The organism is Neobacillus sp. PVCKKU3 (genome assembly GCF_058323225.1).
Genome location: NZ_JBLVQN010000025.1, coordinates 63,206 through 86,092, shown reverse-complemented (window position 1 = coordinate 86,092; position 22,887 = coordinate 63,206). Strand labels below are relative to the sequence as shown.

The 22,887-nt window shown below is 36.6% G+C and carries 18 protein-coding genes and 2 pseudogenes; 12 read left to right on the top strand and 8 right to left on the bottom strand.

Annotation, left to right across the window (positions count from 1 at the left end):
* The first annotated feature begins 23 nt into the window (after positions 1 to 23).
* The 3 genes from uxuA to ACNQGS_RS17445 are packed head-to-tail and all read left to right on the top strand — an operon-like array spanning position 24 to position 2,969.
* Positions 24 to 1,097, top strand: a complete 1,074-nt coding sequence (gene uxuA, locus ACNQGS_RS17455) for a mannonate dehydratase (RefSeq protein ID WP_491488424.1) — start codon at positions 24 to 26, stop codon at positions 1,095 to 1,097.
* Positions 1,098 to 1,934, top strand: a complete 837-nt coding sequence (locus tag ACNQGS_RS17450; RefSeq protein WP_491488423.1) for an SDR family oxidoreductase — start codon at positions 1,098 to 1,100, stop codon at positions 1,932 to 1,934. It abuts the gene before it with no gap.
* Between the two features lie 33 nt (positions 1,935 to 1,967).
* Positions 1,968 to 2,969 carry a Gfo/Idh/MocA family protein gene (locus ACNQGS_RS17445; RefSeq protein ID WP_491488422.1) on the top strand — a complete coding sequence of 334 codons (1,002 nt, stop codon included), beginning with the start codon at positions 1,968 to 1,970 and terminating at the stop codon, positions 2,967 to 2,969.
* A gap of 93 nt (positions 2,970 to 3,062) precedes the next feature.
* On the opposite strand, the gene ACNQGS_RS17440 is transcribed toward ACNQGS_RS17445, so the two are convergent.
* Positions 3,063 to 3,890, bottom strand: coding sequence for a TetR/AcrR family transcriptional regulator (locus ACNQGS_RS17440; RefSeq protein WP_491488421.1), 828 nt, complete (start codon positions 3,888 to 3,890; stop codon positions 3,063 to 3,065).
* 99 nt (positions 3,891 to 3,989) lie between these two features.
* Here ACNQGS_RS17440 and ACNQGS_RS17435 point away from each other — a divergent pair, with 99 nt between their 5' ends.
* Positions 3,990 to 7,073 (top strand): efflux RND transporter permease subunit, encoded by a 3,084-nt coding sequence (locus ACNQGS_RS17435; RefSeq protein ID WP_491488420.1) that lies wholly within the window; start codon positions 3,990 to 3,992, stop codon positions 7,071 to 7,073.
* Between the two features lie 278 nt (positions 7,074 to 7,351).
* Here the strand turns inward: ACNQGS_RS17435 and ACNQGS_RS17430 are convergent.
* A pseudogene (locus tag ACNQGS_RS17430) lies at positions 7,352 to 8,073 on the bottom strand (CsxC family protein).
* Between the two features lie 273 nt (positions 8,074 to 8,346).
* Here ACNQGS_RS17430 and ACNQGS_RS17425 point away from each other — a divergent pair.
* Positions 8,347 to 8,727, top strand: a complete 381-nt coding sequence (locus tag ACNQGS_RS17425; protein WP_491488419.1) for a DUF4183 domain-containing protein — start codon at positions 8,347 to 8,349, stop codon at positions 8,725 to 8,727.
* A 96-nt stretch (positions 8,728 to 8,823) separates the two neighbouring features.
* On the opposite strand, the gene ACNQGS_RS17420 is transcribed toward ACNQGS_RS17425, so the two are convergent.
* Positions 8,824 to 9,207, bottom strand: a complete 384-nt coding sequence (locus tag ACNQGS_RS17420; RefSeq protein WP_491488418.1) for a DUF4183 domain-containing protein — start codon at positions 9,205 to 9,207, stop codon at positions 8,824 to 8,826.
* Positions 9,208 to 10,154: 947 nt separating this feature from the next.
* Here ACNQGS_RS17420 and ACNQGS_RS17415 point away from each other — a divergent pair.
* Positions 10,155 to 10,399, top strand: a pseudogene (locus ACNQGS_RS17415) (hypothetical protein); the annotation flags it as partial.
* A 354-nt stretch (positions 10,400 to 10,753) separates the two neighbouring features.
* The gene (spo0A, locus tag ACNQGS_RS17410) at positions 10,754 to 11,524 is read left to right on the top strand and encodes a sporulation transcription factor Spo0A (RefSeq protein WP_491488417.1); all 771 of its coding nucleotides are present in this window, start codon (positions 10,754 to 10,756) and stop codon (positions 11,522 to 11,524) included.
* Between the two features lie 1,197 nt (positions 11,525 to 12,721).
* On the opposite strand, the gene ACNQGS_RS17405 is transcribed toward spo0A, so the two are convergent.
* Positions 12,722 to 13,156 carry an FAD-binding oxidoreductase gene (locus ACNQGS_RS17405; RefSeq protein ID WP_491488416.1) on the bottom strand — a complete coding sequence of 145 codons (435 nt, stop codon included), beginning with the start codon at positions 13,154 to 13,156 and terminating at the stop codon, positions 12,722 to 12,724.
* A 927-nt stretch (positions 13,157 to 14,083) separates the two neighbouring features.
* Here ACNQGS_RS17405 and rfbC point away from each other — a divergent pair.
* Genes rfbC through rfbB form a run of 3 tightly spaced genes read left to right on the top strand, consistent with a single transcriptional unit; the run spans position 14,084 to position 16,524 of the window.
* Positions 14,084 to 14,644 (top strand): dTDP-4-dehydrorhamnose 3,5-epimerase, encoded by a 561-nt coding sequence (rfbC, locus tag ACNQGS_RS17400; protein ID WP_491488415.1) that lies wholly within the window; start codon positions 14,084 to 14,086, stop codon positions 14,642 to 14,644.
* Between the two features lie 3 nt (positions 14,645 to 14,647).
* On the top strand, positions 14,648 to 15,502 hold the full coding sequence (rfbD, locus tag ACNQGS_RS17395) for a dTDP-4-dehydrorhamnose reductase (RefSeq protein ID WP_491488414.1): 855 nt from the start codon (positions 14,648 to 14,650) through the stop codon (positions 15,500 to 15,502).
* Entirely contained in the window at positions 15,502 to 16,524 is a 1,023-nt protein-coding gene (gene rfbB, locus ACNQGS_RS17390) for a dTDP-glucose 4,6-dehydratase (RefSeq protein WP_491488413.1), read from the top strand. Before rfbD ends, rfbB begins: the two co-directional genes overlap by 1 nt.
* A gap of 529 nt (positions 16,525 to 17,053) precedes the next feature.
* Here rfbB and ACNQGS_RS17385 read toward each other — a convergent pair.
* Entirely contained in the window at positions 17,054 to 17,533 is a 480-nt protein-coding gene (locus ACNQGS_RS17385; RefSeq protein ID WP_491488412.1) for a hypothetical protein, read from the bottom strand.
* Between the two features lie 287 nt (positions 17,534 to 17,820).
* On the opposite strand from ACNQGS_RS17385, the gene ACNQGS_RS17380 reads away from it, so the two are divergent.
* Positions 17,821 to 18,042, top strand: coding sequence for a hypothetical protein (locus tag ACNQGS_RS17380; RefSeq protein WP_491488411.1), 222 nt, complete (start codon positions 17,821 to 17,823; stop codon positions 18,040 to 18,042).
* Between the two features lie 354 nt (positions 18,043 to 18,396).
* A complete protein-coding gene (locus ACNQGS_RS17375) occupies positions 18,397 to 18,933 on the top strand; it encodes a hypothetical protein (RefSeq protein WP_491488410.1) in 537 nt (178 codons plus the stop codon).
* A 216-nt stretch (positions 18,934 to 19,149) separates the two neighbouring features.
* Here the strand turns inward: ACNQGS_RS17375 and ACNQGS_RS17370 are convergent, their stop codons facing one another.
* The 3 genes from ACNQGS_RS17370 to ACNQGS_RS17360 form a co-directional block, all read right to left on the bottom strand.
* Positions 19,150 to 19,575: a CBO0543 family protein gene (locus ACNQGS_RS17370; RefSeq protein WP_491488427.1), complete on the bottom strand. Its 426-nt coding sequence runs from the start codon at positions 19,573 to 19,575 to the stop codon at positions 19,150 to 19,152.
* A gap of 888 nt (positions 19,576 to 20,463) precedes the next feature.
* Positions 20,464 to 21,063, bottom strand: a complete 600-nt coding sequence (gene cysC / locus ACNQGS_RS17365) for an adenylyl-sulfate kinase (RefSeq protein WP_491488409.1) — start codon at positions 21,061 to 21,063, stop codon at positions 20,464 to 20,466.
* Positions 21,064 to 21,085: 22 nt separating this feature from the next.
* Positions 21,086 to 22,870: an SLC13 family permease gene (locus tag ACNQGS_RS17360; protein ID WP_491488408.1), complete on the bottom strand. Its 1,785-nt coding sequence runs from the start codon at positions 22,868 to 22,870 to the stop codon at positions 21,086 to 21,088.
* Positions 22,871 to 22,887 lie beyond the last annotated feature (17 nt).

Below are 22,887 nucleotides of genomic sequence, written 5' to 3'. Positions count from 1 at the left end.
TATATGCAAATGGGGGGATATAGATGAATATGACATTTCGCTGGTTTGGGCGGGGAAATGATACGGTTCAACTGGAGCATGTAAAGCAAATCCCGGGCGTAAAAGGAATTGTCTGGGGACATCATCAGAAAGCAGTCGGCGAGGTTTGGGACAAGCATGAAATCGAGTCTGAGGTCAATTATATAAGGTCCTTTGGTTTTCATACAGACGTGGTAGAAAGCGTAAATATCCACGAATCTATCAAACTTGGAAATGCTGAACGCAGCCGATATATCGAAAACTACAAACAAACGATACGTAATTTAGGTGTATTTGGTGTGAAAGTGATTTGCTATAATTTCATGCCAATCTTCGACTGGACCCGTTCTGAGCTGTTTCGGGCGTTGCCGGATGGCTCTACATCCATGTTTTATGAAAAAGAAAAGGTCGAGAACCGCGACCCACAGGAGCTTATTGAAACCTTTTCAAATTACTCAGATTTGACTCTTCCTGGATGGGAGCCTGAGAAAATCGGCAGGATAAAAGAGTTATTTGCAGCCTATCGAGAATTGACAGAGGAGGATTTATGGAACAACCTTGCTTACTTTTTACATGAAATCCTGCCTGTCGCGGAAGAGGCTGGCATCAAAATGGCGATTCATCCTGATGATCCGCCATGGTCCATCTTCGGTTTGCCAAGAATTATAACCGGGAAAGAAAGTCTTGAAAGTCTTCAGAAAATATCAGATTCCCCATCTAACGGAATAACCTTTTGTACAGGTTCGCTGGGTTCTAATTCTGATAATAATATAGTGGAACTTGCTGCTGATTTTGCGGAACGGTCTCCATTTACGCATATCCGTAACATCAAAATTTTTGACAATGGGGATTTTGCCGAGACATCCCATTTATCTTCTGATGGTTCTCTTGATATTAAAGGGGTTGTAAAAGTATTATCCGACAGTCAATACGATGGTTATGCTCGGCCTGATCATGGAAGACACATTTGGGGAGAAAAATGCAGGCCAGGTTATGGGCTGTATGACCGGGCCCTAGGGATTATGCACCTGCTCGGATTATGGGATGCCTATCAAACGGTGAAACAGGAGGGAAAATAAATGCTGCCATTACATGAGAATTTAAAAGGAAAAACGGCCGTGATCACGGGTGGAAGTGGTGTGCTTTGCTCTGAAATGGCACGGGAATTGGCACGTCAGGGAGTAAATGTAGCGATTGTCAATCGGACGCTAAAAAAGGGAGAAGCAGTCGCAGCAGAAATAAATAGTGCAGGTGGACGTGCTATTGCCGTTGCTGCTGATATTCTTGACCGTTCTTCCTTGGAACGTGCCAAGGATTCAGTAATCAATGCTTTCGGGAAGGTTGACATTTTAATAAATGGAGCAGGCGGGAACCATCCTGATGCGATAACTGATGTAGAAACATTTACAGAAGGTTCTTGTGAAAAGTCGTTTTTTGAATTAGAGGAAACTGGATTTAATAAGGTGTTCTCCAGTAATTTCACTGGTACCTTTGCAGCCTGTCAGGTTTTTGGAAAGGAACTGCTGAAACAGGATTCACCAGTGATTATCAATATTTCATCGATGAGTTCCTACTCGCCAATGACTAAAGTACCGGCCTATAGTGCTGCTAAGTCCGCCATTAACAACTTCACAATGTGGATGGCAGTCCATTTTGCTGAGACAGGACTAAGGGTGAATGCCATAGCTCCAGGATTTTTCCTTACGACTCAGAATCAGAATCTACTATTAAATGAGGATGGCTCTCATACACCAAGGTCGAAAAAAATCATCACTCACACCCCGATGAAACGTTTCGGAGAACCGAAGGATTTGCTTGGAACTTTATTGTGGCTTGTAGATGAAGAATGTTCCGGTTTCGTCACAGGGATTACGGTTCCAGTTGACGGAGGATTTATGGCCTACTCAGGTGTTTAATAAATAAAATAAAATAAAAAAGGATGATATCAAATGAAAAAGGTTCGTTGGGGTATTTTAAGTACTGCAAAGATTGCCCAAAGAGAGTTAATCCCGGCATTTGGCCGAGCGCAAAATGCGGAAGTGGCGGCTATTGCCAGCGGAAGTGGAAAAGCGGAGGAAGTAGCGGCGAAGTTTAACATTCCAAAAAGCTACGGCAGCTACGAGGAACTTCTCCAAGACCCCGAGATAGATGCTGTCTATATTCCACTGCCTAATCATTTACATAAACAATGGACGATGGAAGCCGCAAAGCATGGCAAGCATGTTCTCTGCGAAAAGCCAGCGTCGATGACTCCTGATGAAACAAGGGAAATGGCGGAGTTTTGCCGGGAGAAAAACGTGAAATTTATGGAAGCCTTTATGTATCAGTTTCATCCGCAGCATGAACGGGTCCGGGAAATTATTGCTTCAGGTGAAATCGGTGAAGTGAAATACATGCGCGCCAGCTTTTCATTTTTACTTGCCCAGCGGGAAGGGAATATCAAAATGGATAAGCAAAAAGGCGGCGGAAGTATTTATGATGTAGGCTGTTACTGTGTCCATGCGATTCGCAATGTATTGCAAACAGAACCTGTCGAAGTCCATGTTCATGCCAACATTGACCCGGACCATGGGGTGGATACTTCAGCATTTGTCTACATGAAATTAGCAAACGGAATGACTGGTTATTTTGATTGCAGCTTTGATATGACATTTAGAGCTGAGTATGAAATTATCGGAACAGAAGGAAAAATTCAAGTCCCAAGAGCATTCCGCCCAGACCATCAAGGTGGGGAAGGCTTAGTCATTGTTCAGAAGGAATTCGTTAAAAGAGAAGAAAAAATTACCGGCGATATTTATAAATTAGAGGTCGAACATATTTCAAACGTCATTTTAGAGGATGGTGATCCATCCTACACCGCAGAAAATTCAATCAATAACACAAGGGCTATTCAGGCTTGTTATGAATCCGTTAGAACTGGAAAGATTGTACAGCTGGATTCTCATGAATGATGGCAAGAATAAATAAAAGACTTGTCATCCAGTGACATAAAAAAAGCCGAGAGAATGATCTCGGCTTTTTTATATAGAACGATAGCTCTAAGTTTAATTTTTATAATACCGGCTTAGTAAATAGGAGATCCATTTACAATGTGGATGATTCCGAATATTCTCTAGCAGCCCCTTCACAATTGCCTGACTGAAGGTCGGTTCTAAAAGCTGCTGCTTTAACAGAATCAGCGATTCTTTCTCAATTGGCTCTGCTATTTCTGCGATTTTTTGTTCAAGAGTGTCTAGGATTTGTTCCTTCGTTATTTCTTCATTCATGGGCTCCATCATGTGGTGAAGCTCCATAGAAACAAATGGGACGGTGGCGTTGTTAGCCAGCAAATTTGTTTTTTCCACAAGGGAGTCAGCCAGTAACTTCAAATCTACTGGAATGCTATAGAATACAAATAAATGAGAATACATATTCATAAAGCTTTTTATCGAATACATTAAGTCATATTTTAACTCTTGGACTCTGCCCCCGTATAAACGTTCAATCATCGATAGGATCGTGTCCTCTAATAATTTGTCATAAGATCTCATTTTTTGAATGAGCTCTTTATTCAGTGTTTGCGACTGCTCCTTCATGAGTACCTTGGCAAAGTCAGAATGCTTGTGAAAAGACTGATAAACTGAATAATAAAATTCATATAAAAGCTGCTCATCGTTAGTATCTCTGACTATTCGGTCAATGTCAGTAACAACCTGCATCATAAACTGATCGATTAAAGCAATAATCAATTCGTCCTTTGACTTAAAAGACAGGTAAAAAGCTCCTTTAGATATACCGCAATGCTCAGTAATTTGCTGTACCGAAGTGGCCTCAAACCCTTGCTCCGCAAAAAGCTCCAGCGCTTTTTCCATAATTAATTGTTTTTTGATCATCTATTGACCTCGCTCCTATGGTCTTTCATTGACAAATGACTGATTGGTCATTATTATAAGGAATTGAGTGCATTAAGTCAATTTAGGGCAGGTGTAATAGTGAAAGGGTTAGTCAATTTTGTCTTGAGAAATAAATTAGCAGTTTGGTTATTGACTATCATCATTACGGTATCTGGTATTTATTCGGGTATACGAATGAAAACCGAGATGATTCCCGATATTTCCATTCCGTACTTAATGGTAACGGACGTTTATCCTGGTGCCACCCCAGAACGGGTCATGAAGGACATCTCCATGCCAATTGAAAAAGCGGCGGAGGGCCTTGATCACGTTAAAGCCGTTTATTCCAATTCCTATTCAAATATGGCGAGCATCCAGGTGGAATACGAATATGGGATCGATATGGACGAGGCGAAGCGCGAATTAAAATCGGCATTGGATTCCTTGAAATTGCCGGAAGGGGCGCAAAAACCAACGACAACGGCAATCAGCATGAACATGATGCCTGTCGTAGCGCTAAGTGTCAGCAGTTCAAAAGAGGATATTGTTGAGCTTACATCAACCGTTGAGGAAAGCTTGGTTCCTAAAATCGAGAAACTTGATGGTGTAGCATCTGCAACCATTACCGGTCAGCATATTGACGAAGTGGACCTTACCTACAATAAGGCTAAAATGGCTGAGTTAGGTTTAACAGAAGATAAAGTAAAGCAAATGATTCAAGCAAGCAACATGGCCGTTTCCTTAGGACTTTATCAGTTTAAAGAAGGGGAGCAGGCTGTTGCGATTGATGGAAAGTTCATGACGGTGGATGAACTAAATAATATGCTAATTCCTGTTACACCATCAGCTGCTAATCCATCACCGGTTGTGAAACTTGGCGATATTGCTGAGGTTAAAACAATCGGTAAGGTGCAATCGATTTCCCGAACAAACGGCAAAGACGCGATTGCTATTCAAATTGTCAAAGCTCAGCAGGCTAATACTGTTGATGTTGTTAATAAGGTAAAGAAACTAATAAAAGATGAAAAGGCCAAATATGATGGGCTTACTATCGATGTAACCCTTGACCAAGGAAAACCAATTCAGGAATCTGTGAATACGATGGTAGAAAAGGCCGTATTTGGCGGGTTGATTGCAGTTCTAATCATCCTATTATTCTTGCGTGATTTTAAATCGACGATTATCTCTATCATTTCAATACCAGTTTCGATTCTCATGGCATTGTTGATTTTAAACTGGATGGATATCACCTTGAATATCATGACGCTCGGCGCGGTAACTGTCGCGATCGGCCGGGTGATCGATGACTCAATAGTTGTCGTGGAAAATATTTATCGACGCCTGCATCTAAAGGAAGAGAAGTTAACTGGGCGCGCCTTGGTCCGCGAAGCGACTATTGAAATGTTCAAACCGATTATGTCCTCGACATTGGTAACGGTCGCCGTTTTTGCACCGCTGATTTTCGTAGGCGGTATGGTGGGTGAATTGTTCACACCGTTTGCCTTAACGATGGCATTTTCACTTGGAGCCTCATTGCTTGTGGCTATTACCATCGTGCCTGCTCTTTCGCATTTCTTGTTTAGGAAAAAATTATACAGCGAGAAGACGGCCATCCGTCATAAAGATGCCGGGGAGCTTGCCGAATGGTATAAGTGGTTTTTGGAAAAAGCACTTAACCACAAAGTCATCGCTTCTATTTTGGCCGTACTGTTATTAGCCGGAAGCTTAGCATTAACGCCACTAATTGGTTTCAGCTTCATGGGCAGCGAAGAAGATAAGGTCATCTACTTATCCTACACACCAAAAGCCGGCGAACTTCACGAGCAGACATTAGAAAATGTTAAAGCGGTCGAAGAAAAAATGCTGAAACGTAAAGATATTGATATTGTTCAAATCTCCATTACCGAAGAAGGCGACCCGCAGCGGGCCATGATGGGCGGCGGATCAAAAGGGGGATTAATGTATCTGATTTTTGATCCGGATACGAAGAACTTCCCATCCGTTAAGGAGAAGATTGAAAAGTATGTAACAGGTCTTGGCCAATCGGGAACATGGAAAAGCCAGAACTTCTCATCCATGTCGGGATCGACCAATGAAGTTAGCTATACGTTCTACAGTGAAAATTTAAATAAACTGAATGATTCAGTAAAAAAAGTCGAATCAGTTCTGAAGAAACATAAAGATTTAAAAGATGTGACTTCAACTGCCGAGGATGCTTATATCGAGTATACCTTCCGAGTTGAACAAGCTCCATTGCTAAAGTATGGGCTAACAACTGGCCAGCTTGTGATGATGTTAAATCCGCAGAAAACGAAGGATTTATTAACAACTGTTGACAAAGACGGGAAAGCTTTAGACGTCATCGTTCAGCAGGCCCAAACGGCCCAGCCGGAATCAATCGATGAGATGCTTTCTAAACAGGTACCGACGGCAGCGGGGGCAAATGTGCCGCTCTCTGAGTTAGTGACTGTCAAGAAGGGGACCACGATGAATACATTGGCGCGCAGTAAAGGCGAATACTATGCGACCGTTTCAGCAACAATTAAAGGCAAAGACCTTTCGAAAGTAACCTCTAAGGTGGGAAAAGAAATAGATAAATTGGATCTCCCTAAGGGAGTGACCGTTGGCGTTGCCGGTGTCCAAGCAGATATGACGGAAACCTTTACCCAGCTAGGAGCGGCCATGGCAGCAGCGATTGCAATCGTCTACTTCATCCTTGTTGTTACTTTCCGTGAAGGTGTTGCACCGTTTGCCATCCTATTCTCACTGCCATTTGCAGTGATTGGTTCCTTTGTAGGTTTGTTAATTGCAGGGGAAACCATTTCCGTTTCGGTCATGATGGGGCTGTTGATGCTGATCGGTATCGTTGTTACGAACGCCATCGTTTTGGTGGACCGGATTATTCATATGGAACGCGATGGCTTGAGTATGAGGAAAGCTGTTTTGGAGGCCGGAGCGACACGTCTTCGCCCAATCCTCATGACCGCCATTGCTACCATTGGCGCGTTAATCCCACTGGCACTTGGTGAAGGTGGCGGAGGATTAATCTCGAAAGGTCTTGCAATTACCGTTATCGGCGGCTTGGCAAGCTCAACGCTATTAACCCTAATCGTTGTTCCAATTGTGTACGAAGTGCTGTCTAAGTTGTTTAAGAAAAATCGTAGAGAAATAGAAGAAAATTAAAAATCTGGGCCCTGCAGGATGGAGTGAGTATCTTGCGGGGTTTTTGTTTTTAGTTCATAATTCAATGGAAATAAGATTTAATACATATTTTAATTAACGATTATTGATTCAATTAGTTTCTCTAATCGTATCTGTAGGTATAAACGGAGTGGGTATACATTTGTCTTTTTGGGGTTAAATCATAAAAAGCTGATTCTCCTAAGTGAAGAATACAGCTTTTTAGTAATGACCTATTGAGTAATATAAAGCTTAATGGTTAAAAAAAACCGTTCGTTAGCTTAAAGAGTAGTTGGTGGTTGAGATACTGGAGGAGTTAATCCAGGAAGAGCAGGAACTACTGCCCAAGCAGCAACGGTAAGTTGCTGGACTTGTAATACTTTTAAAGTCAGGTCTAGGACAATTTTTTCTCGCAAAGTATTAAAAGGTCGTTGAGGTCCTGCCATATTTGGTAAAAAGCCAAGCTCAAAGAAGTTTGCAGCAACAAGCTCACCGTACGGCTGTTCATTATACTTGACGAGATTTTGGAAGAAATATTTGTCCAAGCGAGCATCTAAGTTGGTTGTATCGTTAAGGAAATTAGCCTCCGCACTTTCAGATATACCTACAATTGGTGCATTAATGAGACTAGGACCCACAAGGTCGGTAAAGCCGCTAAATGGCACATTAGCAATTCTGTCTTGCAGTGCTCCGTTACAAGCGTTAGTAGCATATTCAATATTTTTGCGAATATTGCCTGCTACAAATAATTTCGCTCTTGTAACGTTAAAAAAGTCAGTACCGTCAATACGTGCAAATGCAACTGGAATCAGTTTAACCTGAGTTAAAAATACATTCTTTTTCACTCTTTTGATTTCAGTTGCGGAAGAAGGAAGGGAAATATTTGACTCTACAACAACTGAAGTGTTGGTTCTGCCAATACAACAGGGACTTTAATTCTCGTAACAACTGCTCCAGCAGTTACTGCCGTACCTAGATTCGTTAACGGTACTTGTTCTGCTATCTTTCTTGGAAAGTTCGATTTGTTATTTGTAAGATACTGGTGCTTATTTTGAGATTAACTTGTCGTTCTGCATACGTAGCTGCCGCAGACTGCAAAGTAAAAAGACGAAAAGGTTACTGAAAGAGCGAGTTTCAATTACTTTTCTTTTTGAACAAACCTTGATTCAAATTTTTGGGATTTCTAATTATCCGCCATTACCCGGTACAAAACTTTAAAACATTAATATTATACATTAAAAGATAAAACAAAAACCGGTATACTAAGGTGATGTAAATGATACCATACCACAAGAATAAGAAGCATATTATTTCAGCCCCTATGGTTTATGATTGGGTTAGATCATCATCCAGAATTCAAATTAAAATCCCTCTCGCAAAAAAAACCGAAATTGTAAAAACAGACACTTATCATTATCATGCAATATCCGACGGTATAAAATTGATCTATACGGATGAAGACGAATTAAAAGAATATGGAGGTAAGGGGATTTTAAGCCCCTCTGAGTTCTCTTATGTTAATCTTTTTATAAACGGGATGTTACAACCACCCCCCCTTTACAACGTTCAAAAAGGTATTCTTATGTTGAAATCCCAGGATATTCCTAAAAAAGGTGTACTGATTATTCTGCAGTTTATCATTATTTTAAAATCATGAAAAAAATTTTAAGGCAATTTTCCTAAAAACTTATAAGTGATAACAATAAAAGTAGGGAAGGTCCCTGAATTTCTCAAGGACTCCCTACTTATAAATCTAAGTTGAGACGTTGGTTGTGGAAGTTGGAGTGTAGTTGACCACTTCTAACACAACAGGTGTGTTCTGTAATATTGGATCTCCTCCGGCTGGAACAGAAAAAGCAAGGGAGCCGACACCGGTTGCTCCAGGTGTATAGGTAGAGTTTCCTTGTTGTTGTAAAACCCCATTGATATACACATTAAAGTAACTGTTATTAGTAGCTAATGTAGGAAGAGTTGTAACAGCATTTCCGTCATCTTGAAAGAAAGAAGCAGCATCAATAGTTAATGTACTGCCAGCAGCAGTTTGAGATGTAGTAACATAGAAAAATTTCTCAGGGCTAGGAACAACGTTCGTAGTAGTTGAAGCAGTGACAAGAAGTTTCATTAGTTGTAGGGCCAAAGTAAATCCTCCTTTCCTTAATTTACTATCCTTCTCAATTCTAATGTATGAGTTGTCCATGAATTTGCTTGAAGAAAACACCTAGAATTTAAACATATAATCGGAGAATTCAAAGAGTCATCACATTTTTACGTTTGTTAAGCGATTCTAGATGAACCTTAGAAATGTTCTGGTAAAAATAAACAGCCCTATGTAGGGCTGAGATTTAGTTTTCATGATTTGGCCAAATTCGACCCAAATTTAATGGAACATAAACCTTATCCCCATGGATTTGCCTATGTATAATAGGATTTGTAAAATACTTATCCAAGTTTTCCATACTTATTTCTAAACCTCCTTTACGCCTTACCCTTACATTTGCCCCTGTTAATGATGTTAATCTCCCATTCATCAAAAAATCACTCACCTTTTTATCTTAATTAAATGAGAATTTTGTTGATGCTATTCAGTATTCATAAATTTAATTTTAAGATGCTCAAAAATCGTAAATATAAATACCGTATCTTTTAACTATTTTTTCCTGTTCTTATTCAGGATTGAATTTCTGTTTAATAATAAAAGAGGAATTATTGGAACTTATGATAGTACCCCTCATCTCTTAGACGCTGGATTGCAGTTTATGTAATGTTTCGATTTTTTTAGTAGTATTTCTACGTATTTTACTTCATGGTATAATCCCTCATTTATTAAATTTGTTTGGTAGTTCATCCGCCGTCAAAAGGAAAATAACATTTAAAAAAATCATTTACTAGATTAAAAAAAGAGATTTACTATTTAATCGTCTCCGTTTTGATTATTCGTTTTGTTCAGCCTCGTAGCTTTGGATAAAGTTGGATCGTTGTTCGACCTCTTAACGTTATTGTAACAAATGGAGTTCCTCTTTCTCACCCAATTTACTGCGGACGCTTTCTCGCAAAGCCTACTTGCCTTAGAGAGCGAAAGTTAAGGAGTATGAATCTCACAAACAACACAGTGACCAGGCTGGTAATGAAGAAATTGTTATCGTCATCAATAATCAGATTAAAGGTGTAGAACAGTCTTCGGCTACTCAGGTGGCAAGCGGTAGCCGAACCGATAGTGCGGAAGGTACCAATTCAGCTATTTGAAGTTCTAATACAAAACAACTACATGCAGTTGGGGGAGACGGTCATGCAATAAACAGGGTGAGAATAGCGACCAAGAGGAAGAATAACGATCTATAGATAAGATTAAAAAAGTTTAAGATACTATTAAAAGTAAACCTGAACGCCATAATGCGTTTCAGACTGTCGACAATTTCTAATAAATTTGGGTTTACCGACAGTCTTTTTTGTTTAATTATGTTAAAACGTTTGATTTCTAAAAATTCTTCTACGGCAAAGGTTTAATGTGTATAAGATTAAAGCCCACTATTTCACTATTACTTTCTCTCATCAAAAAAATTCAGTAAGTAAATAATTTACATAAATATCGAATGATTCCCATGAAGTATCGGAATATTTTTCTTGCCTCTAACGTATAATTATTCAAAAATATTGAATTTAGAGATTATAAAGGGGAGTTAAATTTGCTGAGAATCGGAATTATTGATGATAACATTCAATTGACAAGAATGCTTCATGAGCATTTGTCAACTTTAGAAGATTTGGAAATTGTTGGTGTTGCCCATAACGGATTAGATGGAATAAATTTAATAAAAAATACACAACCCGAACTTGTTATTTTAGATTTAATTATGCCCCATTCAGATGGGCTTTATTTAATGGAGCAACTCTATATCGAAAAGATTGGAATTAAGGTATTAGTATTAACTGCTTTCGGTAAAGAAGAAATTATTAAAAAAGCTAATGATTTAGGGGCTTCCTATTTTTTGTTGAAACCATTTGAATTTGAGCAACTAGTTAATACAATTAGAGCTATTTGTTTAAAAAAAGGTTATTTAACAAAAACAATGGATTCTAATGATAAGCAAAAAATTATAATTAATTCTAATATTGATGTACAAATTACTGATGTTTTTCGTTCTCTAGGAATTCCGGTAAATATAAAAGGTTATTTATTTTTGAGAGAAGCAATTCAATTGGTGCTCTGTAACGTTGATTTATTAAGCGATTTAAACAAAATAATTTATCCTACAATCGCTAACAAGTTTCATACGACTTCAAGCCGTGTTAAAAGAGCTATAAGACACTCAATAGATGTTGGTTGGAATAGAGGTAATATAGAGCAATTAGATTTTATATTAAATAATATAAATAGCCCCTTACTCGAAAAACCGACTAACATGGAATTTGTATCATTAATTGCTGAGCACTTACGAATAAAAATAGCAAATTGACATGTTTTAACTAACTTAAAGAATTAGCTGAAAGCCCTGTTGGGTCACCTCTAGAGAATTTACAACACTTGCTCAGCAAACTTAAGCAATTATCGACAATATTCAACTACATATTCAGCAAATTAAATAAGCCTTTTGGTATAGCGTTTTTGTTAACTCAACTTGTTTTAAGTTTGTTTTTGGAGGGGGGCCTTTATTTTAATTGTAGAAACAAAAAACGGAGAACAACAACTAATTCTCCGGCTTTTTGCAATCTAATATTATTTTTAAGGCTTCAATAAGGCCGGGAAGTTTTTCATAATTTGATTGATCGGTGTTCTTTAGGATATCATTAATCCTGTTTTGGATTCTAGTTTCTGCTTCCTCAATAGTAAACAGAACAAAAATCTCCATAGTTCACCTCTGAGTTTACTTTAATGTATGATCTAAACAGATAAAGATTATATATTTAAATCATTAATATAGAAAAGTGTATTCTATAAAAATAAACTATATGGAAATAATTATATCATTTGCGAGGTGTCCAAAGAGCAATAAGAAATAAGATACTAAATCTAAACAATATTATCAAATTTGTGGTAAATAACCCTTGATTCCCCATCCGTTATTGACTGTTTTTTTTATAAACGTAATACTCCAAGTTAAGGCATACTATAATGTTAGCAATCAATGTTTAAAGGAGACTTATCATAATTGAAGAAAGTAACTTTCTCAGAATCTAAGATATAATAATGTAGATTTTCTTAGGGGGGATCCTTCTGATATTGTATCTAGTCATTATCATCCGGGTATCACTGAACAAACGCTTGATTGTTTGAAAACCCTTGTCTGGCAGCAGTTGATTGACGTTAGGACCTACGCTTTTGAAGGGCGCTGAATTTGGGTTGGTTTCCGCTATCCTTTCTACCGCCTCAATTGGGGGCAGACGCTCATCTGCTTCAGGAGTTGAATAGAACTGCCAACTCTTCAGAACCGGTACCAAATTACGCAAATCCTAACCGATATTGGGGTAGGCTAGTGTTAATGGGATGCGTTCGAATGCGGAAAAAATTGCAGATGCCAAAGTTGTCACCCCCACGTGAAGCTCAAAATAGATCAATATGTTTAGCAACATTGGCATGAATTAAATGACCGTTTGCATTGACCTACTCCAACTCAAACAGATTGTCAATCATTAGACCTAATGACTGGGATAATTTACTTAGCCCCCCGCCTAGAGTATATCTGGAGATACCCGTTGAGGGGGCAGAGGTCAGATGGCGCTGCCAATCCTACGGACCCAAGTGCCTCTTTTATTTCTGAATCTCGATTTCCAGTCTGAACCGTGACAATCCCGTTTTTGTGGTCCACTTCCCCCTGCTTCATCTCACTTACGTCAATAACAATACCTGCGTTCACTACCGACAAACCTTCGTAACTATGGTGGCCAGAACGTATGCGAATCGGCACATCCCAATAACGTGCCCAGCGTACGGCCTGTATCACATCCTTTGTTTCTTGCGCAAAGACAATGAATAATGGAAACTTATTAAAGAAGGTGGTGAACCCTTGGTGTGCCGAGTCATATTGTGGGTTCCCAGGTCCAGGTACCACTAGACGTCCTATCAGTTCAGGTTCTTTATCAAATCCCATTTAAACATTCCCCCTTACACAATTACTTTCGTTCCTAATGATATGAAATAAAAATGAGAATAATTACATAACTATCAAAATAAAATGATGAAATGGGATTCAGAAATTTCTGAATTTGTATGATTTCGGCATTTTATAATGAGTTGGATTATTTCATTTTTATAGTTAGGGTTAGACGATTGTAGATGTTAAAAGCATAGTTGCCAATAACATGGTGATTCTTAGCCAACTTTGCTCTAATTACCGTAACAACCCCAACTCCTTGTGGCTACCAGGGCTCCTCACATTATTACTGAGTATGTACTCCTAAACTGATTTCCTCCAATTTACAAAGAATTTCATGTCTAATAATAAACCGAATTGATTTTTACCTTAAGTTACGAAATGCAAACTTTAAAGGGAAGTTGGAATGGGAGAGTTCCTTGTTCTAAAACGGCCGGCGGCTAAGGCACTGGAATGATAATGAACGATACGAAATGAATTTTAAATAATCGTGTCCGGTTCTATTAAATCACAGCAAAAATCCTATCACTAGTGAACAATTAGATTTGTTACATCTCCTTCGATAAAGAGGAGCAGAATTATTCTTCACCCATTTCCCTTCGCACCTGGCCAGCGATTATTGGTTGAAAGATAGGTGGAAATCTTTAAGGTTCTGTAATGACGGTAGCCATGATTGAACGTCTTACCCACTAGGTCAACTTGACAACATGAGTGGGGACTCATTTCGATTAAAGCAAATGAAGTAATGGATGGAAAAGAAAAAATAGTGTAATAGTGATGGTTAACTGAATAAGAATATATTAATGGGTGATTGGCATTGACCAATTACTAGGTCAGAAGAAAATATCTCTAAGACAGGTTATCGACAGTATTTCTTAAATGGAGTAAAGACTGCATATAGTACTAAGTTACGAGGTGTTACTATTGAAAATAATTGAAACTTCTTTACCAGGAATTAAAATAGTTGAACCTAAAGTATTTGGGGATCATCGCGGCTGGTTTATGGAAACGTACAGTGAAACTGTGTTTGAAAAAGCAGGAGTTGTAATAAAGTTTGTTCAAGATAATCAATCATTTTCTGCGACAAAGGGGACATTAAGAGGATTGCATTATCAATTAAATCCCAAAGTACAAACAAAACTTATTCGATGTACTAAAGGATCTATATTTGACGTTGCAGTAGATATACGTAAGGGAAGTCCTACATTTGGGCAGTGGTTTGGAATTGAGTTAAGTGCTGAGAACAAAAAACAATTATTAATTCCAAAGGGATTTGCTCACGGGTTTATGACTTTTACAGATGATGTCGAAGTTCAATATAAAGTAGACGAAACCTATGCTCCTGATTGTGAACGTGGGATTATTTGGAATGACCCTTCAATTAGAATCGAGTGGCCAATGGATATCATACCTATTTTGTCAGAAAAGGATCAGAAAGCACCTTTATTAAATGAAGCCGATAATAATTTTGTATATGGGGAATAAAAGATGAAAATTTTAGTAACAGGTTATACAGGTCAGCTTGGTTATGATGTTGTACATGAAGGTCAGAGTCGAGGGTTTGAGATGATTGGTGTAGGATCAAAGGATTTAAATATTACTGATGAGCGTGCTGTTAATGATTATCTAAAAATACTGAATCCTGACGCCATCATTCATTGTGCGGCTTATACTGCCGTTGATAAAGCTGAAGACGATAAAGAAAATTGTTGGAACGTAAACGTTAATGGAACAAAGTACTTAGCAAAAGTTGCAAAAGAAATAAATGCTAGGCTTATGTTTATTAGTACTGATTATGTCTTTGAAGGGAAGGGAGAACTTCCTTTTATTGAAACTGATAGACCAAATCCAGTTGGGTATTACGGACTAACGAAATACGAAGCGGAGCAGGTTGTACAATCGCTTTTATCAGAATGGTTTATTGTTCGTATATCATGGGTATTTGGTTTAAATGGAAATAACTTCGTTAAAACAATGCTGCGCTTGGCTGAAACCCGTGAAGAGTTAAATGTTGTTGGTGATCAAATTGGTTCTCCAACAAATACGAGGGACTTATCACGACTATTATTAGATATGATTCAGTCAAGTAAATACGGAATTTATCATGCTACAAACGAAGGCTTTTGCAGTTGGGCAAAGTTTGCAAAGGAAATTTTCCGAATAGCGGGGAAAACAACAAAAATAAACCCCATTACTACTGAAGAGTATCCTACTAGAGCAATACGTCCAAAAAACTCACGTCTGTCAAAACAAAAAATAATTGAAAATGGTTTTGAACCATTACCGCACTGGAAATTTTCATTAAAAACATATATAAATGCATTGCAATATGAGGTGAAATAATGGCACAGAAAAAAATCATTGTAACAGGTGGGGCAGGTTTTATCGGAGGAAACTTTGTTCAATTTATATTGAACAAATACCCTGATTATTATATTTATAATCTTGATTTATTAACTTATGCTGGTGACTTAACCAAACACCGTAATCTCGATAAGAATAATAATTACTCTTTCGTAAAGGCAGATATTGCCGACCGAAAGACGATTATCAAACTATTTGAAAAAGAGAAGTTTGACTATGTTGTCCACTTTGCAGCAGAAAGCCATGTTGACCGTTCTATAACGGACCCAGAAATATTTGTCCGAACGAACGTTTTGGGAACGCAGGTATTACTGGATGTCTCTAGAAAAATCGATGTTACAAAATTTGTCCATGTTTCTACTGATGAAGTATATGGAGAATTAGAATTTGACCCAACTACTTACTTTACGGAAGAAACTCCATTGCGTCCAAACAGTCCATATAGCGCTAGTAAAGCATCATCGGATTTATTGGTAAGGGCTTATCACGAAACATATGGACTTCCAATGAATATAACTCGTTGTTCTAATAATTATGGGCCATATCATTTTCCGGAGAAACTGATACCTCTAACGATTTCTCGTGTATTAAATAATGAAAAGGTACCGGTATATGGGGACGGGAAAAATGTCCGAGATTGGTTGCATGTATTCGATCATTGTGCAGCCATAGACTTAGTTTTACATGAAGGAGTAAACGGTGAAGTTTATAATGTAGGGGGTCATAACGAGCGGACCAATCTAGAGGTAGTAAAAACCATAATTAAAACTTTAGGCAAATCGGAGGATTTAGTCGAATTCGTAGCAGATCGTTTAGGACATGATAAGCGCTACGCTATTGACCCTGCTAAATTGGTGAATTTAGGTTGGAAACCTACTTACACTTTTGAAACTGGCATTGCTCAAACGATTCAATGGTATTTAGATAACAAATGGTGGTGGGAGGAGATTATTAGTGGGGAGTACCAGAATTATTTTAACAGGCGGTATAATATGAAATAATTTCCTTTTAATTTCACTTATATATGTGTAATGGGCAGGGAACTTGCTTATGGAATAGAAATAATTCCTATTTCCTCAATTTCCATAATCATTCGCATTTGCGTGGACAAATCCTAATGGGTTCCCATTCGGGGGCAAAGTTTTAGAGGCCTTCCCATAAGTATAATTTTAGGAGCAGCCCTTTTTATGTATGGTTTATTAAATTAGTCTGTAGATTTCCTCTCCAAGCTCTCGCTTGCTGCGGGAGTGCAGGGGAGCCTCGGAACGTTCGCTCCTGCGGGGTCTCCCCTGACCCAAACTGCCGCATGAGTCGAGCGCCTTCAAATCAATTAATTAGGAATAAAAAATTTTGATCAAAAAATAACAAAATATAATGAGTTACCACAAAAACAAAAATCCCTGATTGGTTTTCTTATGTACTGTATTAGACCAGGACTGGACAATGGTTTTGGAACTAATAAGATTAAAGAAATAGTGGAGAAAAATCCAGAGCCTAATATTATAGCAAAATCCCTTGGCATATTTTTGTTTAAATAAATGATTTTGAAGAATGTCTTTTTCTTTCAATAATGTTTTGCACTCCATATAATATAAAAGTTTTATAGAAGAAAAAAAGGAAAAATTGAAAGTTATTTAACCTGACCAGTTTAGCAACTTTTAGTATTTCCATCATCCTAATAAGGACAAAAGCGAATAAGGCATTAAAAGAAGCATTAATTGTTAGGAATTTAAAAAAATTACCATAAGTCCATTTTAGTATCCACATGGAAATAACTAAAAAAGGGCCAATATTAAAAGGGAATTCTCCAGATAGATAAGAATTAGGCTTATTAAAAAACACCCACCATTTACGTTTTTTTCCAATTTGAACATTGATTATTTCAAAAATAACAATAAGAAATGAAGCTGGAAAAAATCTTTTTATATTATTCCATCCTAAAAATAGTAATGATAACCATGAAAATAAAACCATTGCAATATTTATTAACCGTTGTATTTTGAGTGACATTTTATTTCCTCCTTGTTCATAGAATATCCTCTGTCTTTTTTGTTATTCAATTAAGGTAGGCTAAATCGCTTTAGAATCAAATTGCCGAATTCCTTTGTAATGCAGTCTTTGGTTTAATAAATTATCAGGGTTATTACTCATGGTCGTTGTAGTGGTAAGTCCTTTTGACATTCCAACTAAATTCAAATTTCTGCTTTACTTTGCAATTTGTTTTTTCAACGTCGAGCAAATTATTTTTGTAAATATCTTATATAACGAACTATAATTATTCTGGGGAGAGTGATAAGATGGCGAAAAATTTGAAGGAAGAGAGTAGAAAATTCATAAAAGATTCCTTGGGTATAAAAAAATCAACTTCAAAGATAAACTGTAAAAATTGTCACTTTCGTCCTGTTGATAACATTTGCAACAAACATTCTATTAAAACTGATAATAATGATGCGTGTGTTCATTTTAAAAGAGATATTAAATTTAAGTTTGTAAATGGCGGCGGAGTGTCACCCAGATAATGAAATGGGCTGTTTTTTTATTAGCGAATTAATTTCCATGTATAATAGTTACACAGGGCCTTTATGGAATATGTTGTAAAAAACAAATTTACTGAAAGATACTTTGACTAGGGGAGAATAGCTGAGATTTTCCCATCTGAAATTTACCTTATAACGTACAATGTTATTAAAATTATTTTATAGTCATGATTTTGGTAACATTAAAACTCTTTTCACAACATATGAAAATCAGGGAAGACCAATTAAAACAGTTTTTTCAATTTTTTCGTACTTGCTAAAACTATTTGTAATTCGTACTTTTTTGAATAGAATGAATAAACGAATCTTATTTCATGGTAGGGGGGAGAAGGAACTTTGTTAAACCAATTGATTGAAGAATATGATCGGATCAGTGACATATATACACAGCAGATTAATGAGCAATGGCTGCTGTATAGAGAAAAGGAACAGGATCTTCAATTGCTAAACAATGTAGGCTTAAACATTCAAAGTCAAAAGTCTCAAAGGGCAAAACTTATTCAGGGGCTTGATGCAATACAGAAAGATATTTCGAATTTGGAAATATCCAAAAAGAAAAAGTTGAATACTCTAAGTGAAATGATTGAAAACGAATATAAAAAAGTTTTTCAAATTAACATTGAAAAAATATTAATTTTCACTCAAAAATTAAAAGATACTAAGCGGGAATATTTATTGGGACTTGCAGAATATCATACACTAAATGATGAAATATCTAGAACTTTTAATGAACTTAACAAAAGGTTTCCCTTAACCATTCAAAAACCAGATCTTGATGCCGATTTTTCAGCTTACAAGGGAATGGACAAGAGTTTTAGAATTTTTGAGCCTGAGGTGTTAAAGGCTTATCATCACGGTATTGTTCATCAGTAGTCCATTTTCTATATAATTTTATCTTTTATTCAAAAACCTGCTTTAAACTAGATTCTTTGTTGAGCATGGGAAGGGGCTTGCTCGTTTTATTTTCGTTTTATACCCATTCCTAAAAATATACTGAGGGAAAATGTTTGGAATGCAGATAACAACAAAAGACCACCATTCGAAGATTTAAATGAATAGTAAACAAGTCGTATACAAGTATTTTTATTATCAATTCTTTTTTGAAAGATAATGAACGTATTTATAAAAGCCCACCAAGATAATAAATAGTATCGGGTAAATTATTATTGAATACCAATACTTCCATCCGTTATAGTAAAACGTTCCACTCCATAAAAAAAGTAATTCGTATATATATGCAAAAATTGACCAACCAAAAATATATATAGATTTACTGAAAATTTTCTTTTTAAAAGGAAAGTAATTTAAAAATACAATATTTACTGGTGGATAGACACCAAAGATATAAATTGACGACCTCCATTGAAACCCCTCTTGAAAATAACCATACAGATGATATTTAAAGTCGAGAATAACATTTGTCATCATTTCTAAATAAAGTGAAAACAAAGTTGTAGTTAATATTTCAATACCAGAAATACGTTTCGGAATAAAGATAGCAACTGATACAAACACAATTACTGAAAGTATGAGAAAAATCACTATTATTTTCCCCTGACGACTTTGAATTTTATATCTTTATTTATAATAACCTTATTTTTTGATTTATATTATAGTCCACCCTTTGCCTTGTTTAACTATCCTGCCAACATATAAAAGCACAGCTTGTCATTTGTGTATAAATATAAGTATCTATACAGCTTCGCTTTGAGTAATAATATACAAAATGATTAATAAACTTACTGCCAAAACATACATCATTTAAATGCCAAAAACAGTTTTCTTTTTATGTATAAGTGTTATTCTTGAAGAAGTTTTGCACATTGAAAATAATTTAAAGGCCATTTCATAAAAAGACTTTTTTCTCTAATGGTTTGGAAAGAGTTATTTCCTATGGTAACAAGTCTGGAGCATTTTAGGAATGGTGTTTTATTTCATGGAGGTCTGCTCCAGATCTTGTCTTAATAGTTATCACACCTCAGTACATCATCATTTTATTGTTGTACACTTGTTTCAAAATGGCTTTTTGAGATGTGCTTATATATTACATTATCCAAAATTTTATAATGTTATAACTTTATCTAAAAATAAACAATTATTTTAAAAATTTTCGTTTTGCACTTAAGAACATGACTTAGATAAATTCATAGTAATGTGTAGTATTGACCAATATAGAATAGTACTATCCTAGGGGCCGTAGTGATAATGCAATACCTAGGTTATTTACACAAGGGCACTATTATAATTAAGCAGGATGGTTAAAATTTGCCAAAAGAGTAACTAGTTTCACTTTAAAATGAGGTCGTGTGAAACGAAATACACTCCGCTTTATTGGAGTATTATCTGGAAATTACTTATGAGAAATAGTCTCCAAAACTTTATTGAATAAATGGAGTTGTTTGTTTAATTGATATACTGTTTTTCTTGTAAATAAAGAATTATTTTTTCGGTACATTCCTCAATAGTCATTTTATCCGTTTCAATAACCAGTTCCGGTTTTTTCGGTTCCTCATAGGGATCATCGATGCCTGTAAACCCTTTAATTTCTCCAGCCCTTGCTTTTTTATATAGCCCCTTTGGGTCTCTTTTTTCACATTCAGTTAGCTCACATTTCACATAAATCTCGATAAATTCATGTTCCTCAAACAAATTTCTTACGCTTTCTCTGTCAGAAATGAAGGGAGAAATAAAAGTAGTTAACAAGATGTGTCCGGCATCTACAAACAGTTTAGCGACTTCCCCGATTCTTCTGATGTTTTCTGTTCGATCCGATTTTGTAAAGCCTAAGTCTTTATTTAGTCCAAAACGAACGTTATCCCCATCCAGGTGATAAGTTTTAATATTTTCTTGAAACAACCTGGATTCCACTTCTGCAGCTAAAGTAGATTTTCCGGAGCCGGAAAGACCAGTAAACCATAATACAGCACTTTTATGGCCATATTTTTGCCCACGAAGATTTTTGGAAACTTTACCATGATGCCAGGTTATATTTTTGGAGCGCATTTAAATCAATCCTTTCAAAGCATTATGGAATCCATATAAAATATACGATAAAAATGGTGGCGGCCATGACGATTAAATTTAAGGGAATGCCTACCTTTAGATAATCTTTGAAACTGTAACCACCAGGACTGTATACAATCATGTTTGTTTGATAACCTATTGGCGTTGAAAAACTTGCGGAGGCAGCAATTGCAACAACTATGGCTAAAGCCAAAGGGTCAACTAATGTTTTAGTTGCAAGTTCCATCGCAATCGGAAACATCATAACAGCAGCTGCATTATTGGTAATGATTTCAGTTAGAACATTTGTCGCTAAATAAACAACAATTAAAACAAAAAGCGACCCATGTAATGGATGAATGATGGACAATAACACATCAGCAACCCACTCTGCAGTACCAGATTTTATTAAAGCTGAACCGATGCCAAACGATGAACCCACTAGCAACAAAACATTAAAATCAATATAGTCCTTCGCTTCCTTGGGAGTGATTACTTTGAGAAAGAACAGCAGAACAACTGCTACGGCAGCAGCCTTTAACATAGACAAAAAACCGGTTGAAACGAAGATAATAAGAGTGACTAAAATAATTAGGGAAATCCAAGATTTGAATCTAGTTAGTGAAGGTAAAATGTCATAATCGGTGTCAGCATTTACAACAAAAAAATCATGTGAATAATCTCTTTTCGGAAAATCATCACCTGTTATCATTAGAAGGATATCGCCAGGCTTTAAGATGATATCTCCAATTTTGCTCTCAATTCTTTCTTTTTTACGGTGAACGGCAATAACAGCTGCATTGTATCTTCCACGAAAATTTGTTTCCCTGATTTTTTTGTTGATCAGGGAAGAATGCTGGCTAACCAAAGCTTCTACTATTTTGGTTTTCTTATTTTTTATTTGCTCTAGAATGGATCCGGTTTCCGTGACCAGTTCTAACCCTTTTTGGTTTTGAAGTTCAACAATAGTAGAGAGCATACCCGCAAATATTAGGCGGTCACCAGCTTTAATCATTGTTGAACTAGTGACTGGTGTATGCATTTGTTGGTCACGAATAATTCCAATCAAATACAGACCATTCAGATTTCTTAAGTTGGCTTCTTTAATTGTTCGATTTATAAATAAATATTGGTCGGTAACCTTCATCTCTCCAAAGTATTTCCTGGTGTTTTCTATCATGTCTTGTTTCTTTATTTGATGATTTGGAAGCAACTTAAATCCAATCGTAGAAAGGTAGAGGATCCCTAATATTGTTATGGGTACCCCGACAATCCCAAGTTGGAAAAATGAGAACCCAGGTAGATGGTAATCAATTAATAGTCCATGTACGACCAAGTTCGTTGAAGTACCGATAATGGTAATCGTCCCGCCTAGAATAGTCGCATAAGATAGTGGAATTAAAAATTTTGAAGGAGCAATGTTATACTTTTCACACCATTTTTTTATTATGGGAGTAAATGTGACAACAATAGGGGTATTGTTTAAAAAAGCGGAAATAGCAGCAATTGGAATTAATATTTTTGGCAGTGTCTTTCTAATACTTTGATTTCTATTTAACAATTTATGAATAAATATATTGGTAAGATCACTTTTTTGAATACCTCCAGCGATGATAAAAAATAACGCAATTGTCAAAACACCTTCGTTCGAAAAGCCTTTAAATGCATCCTCAGTCGTTATATTTCCAGCTGCTAAGAATACAATCAGAGTAATAAATACGATTATTTCCGGCCTCTCCATTTCCAGAATCAAGCACCCAATCATTAGGCTTATACAAAAAAGGACAAAAGCAATTTCCCACGTCATACCCGTTTATCCCCTTT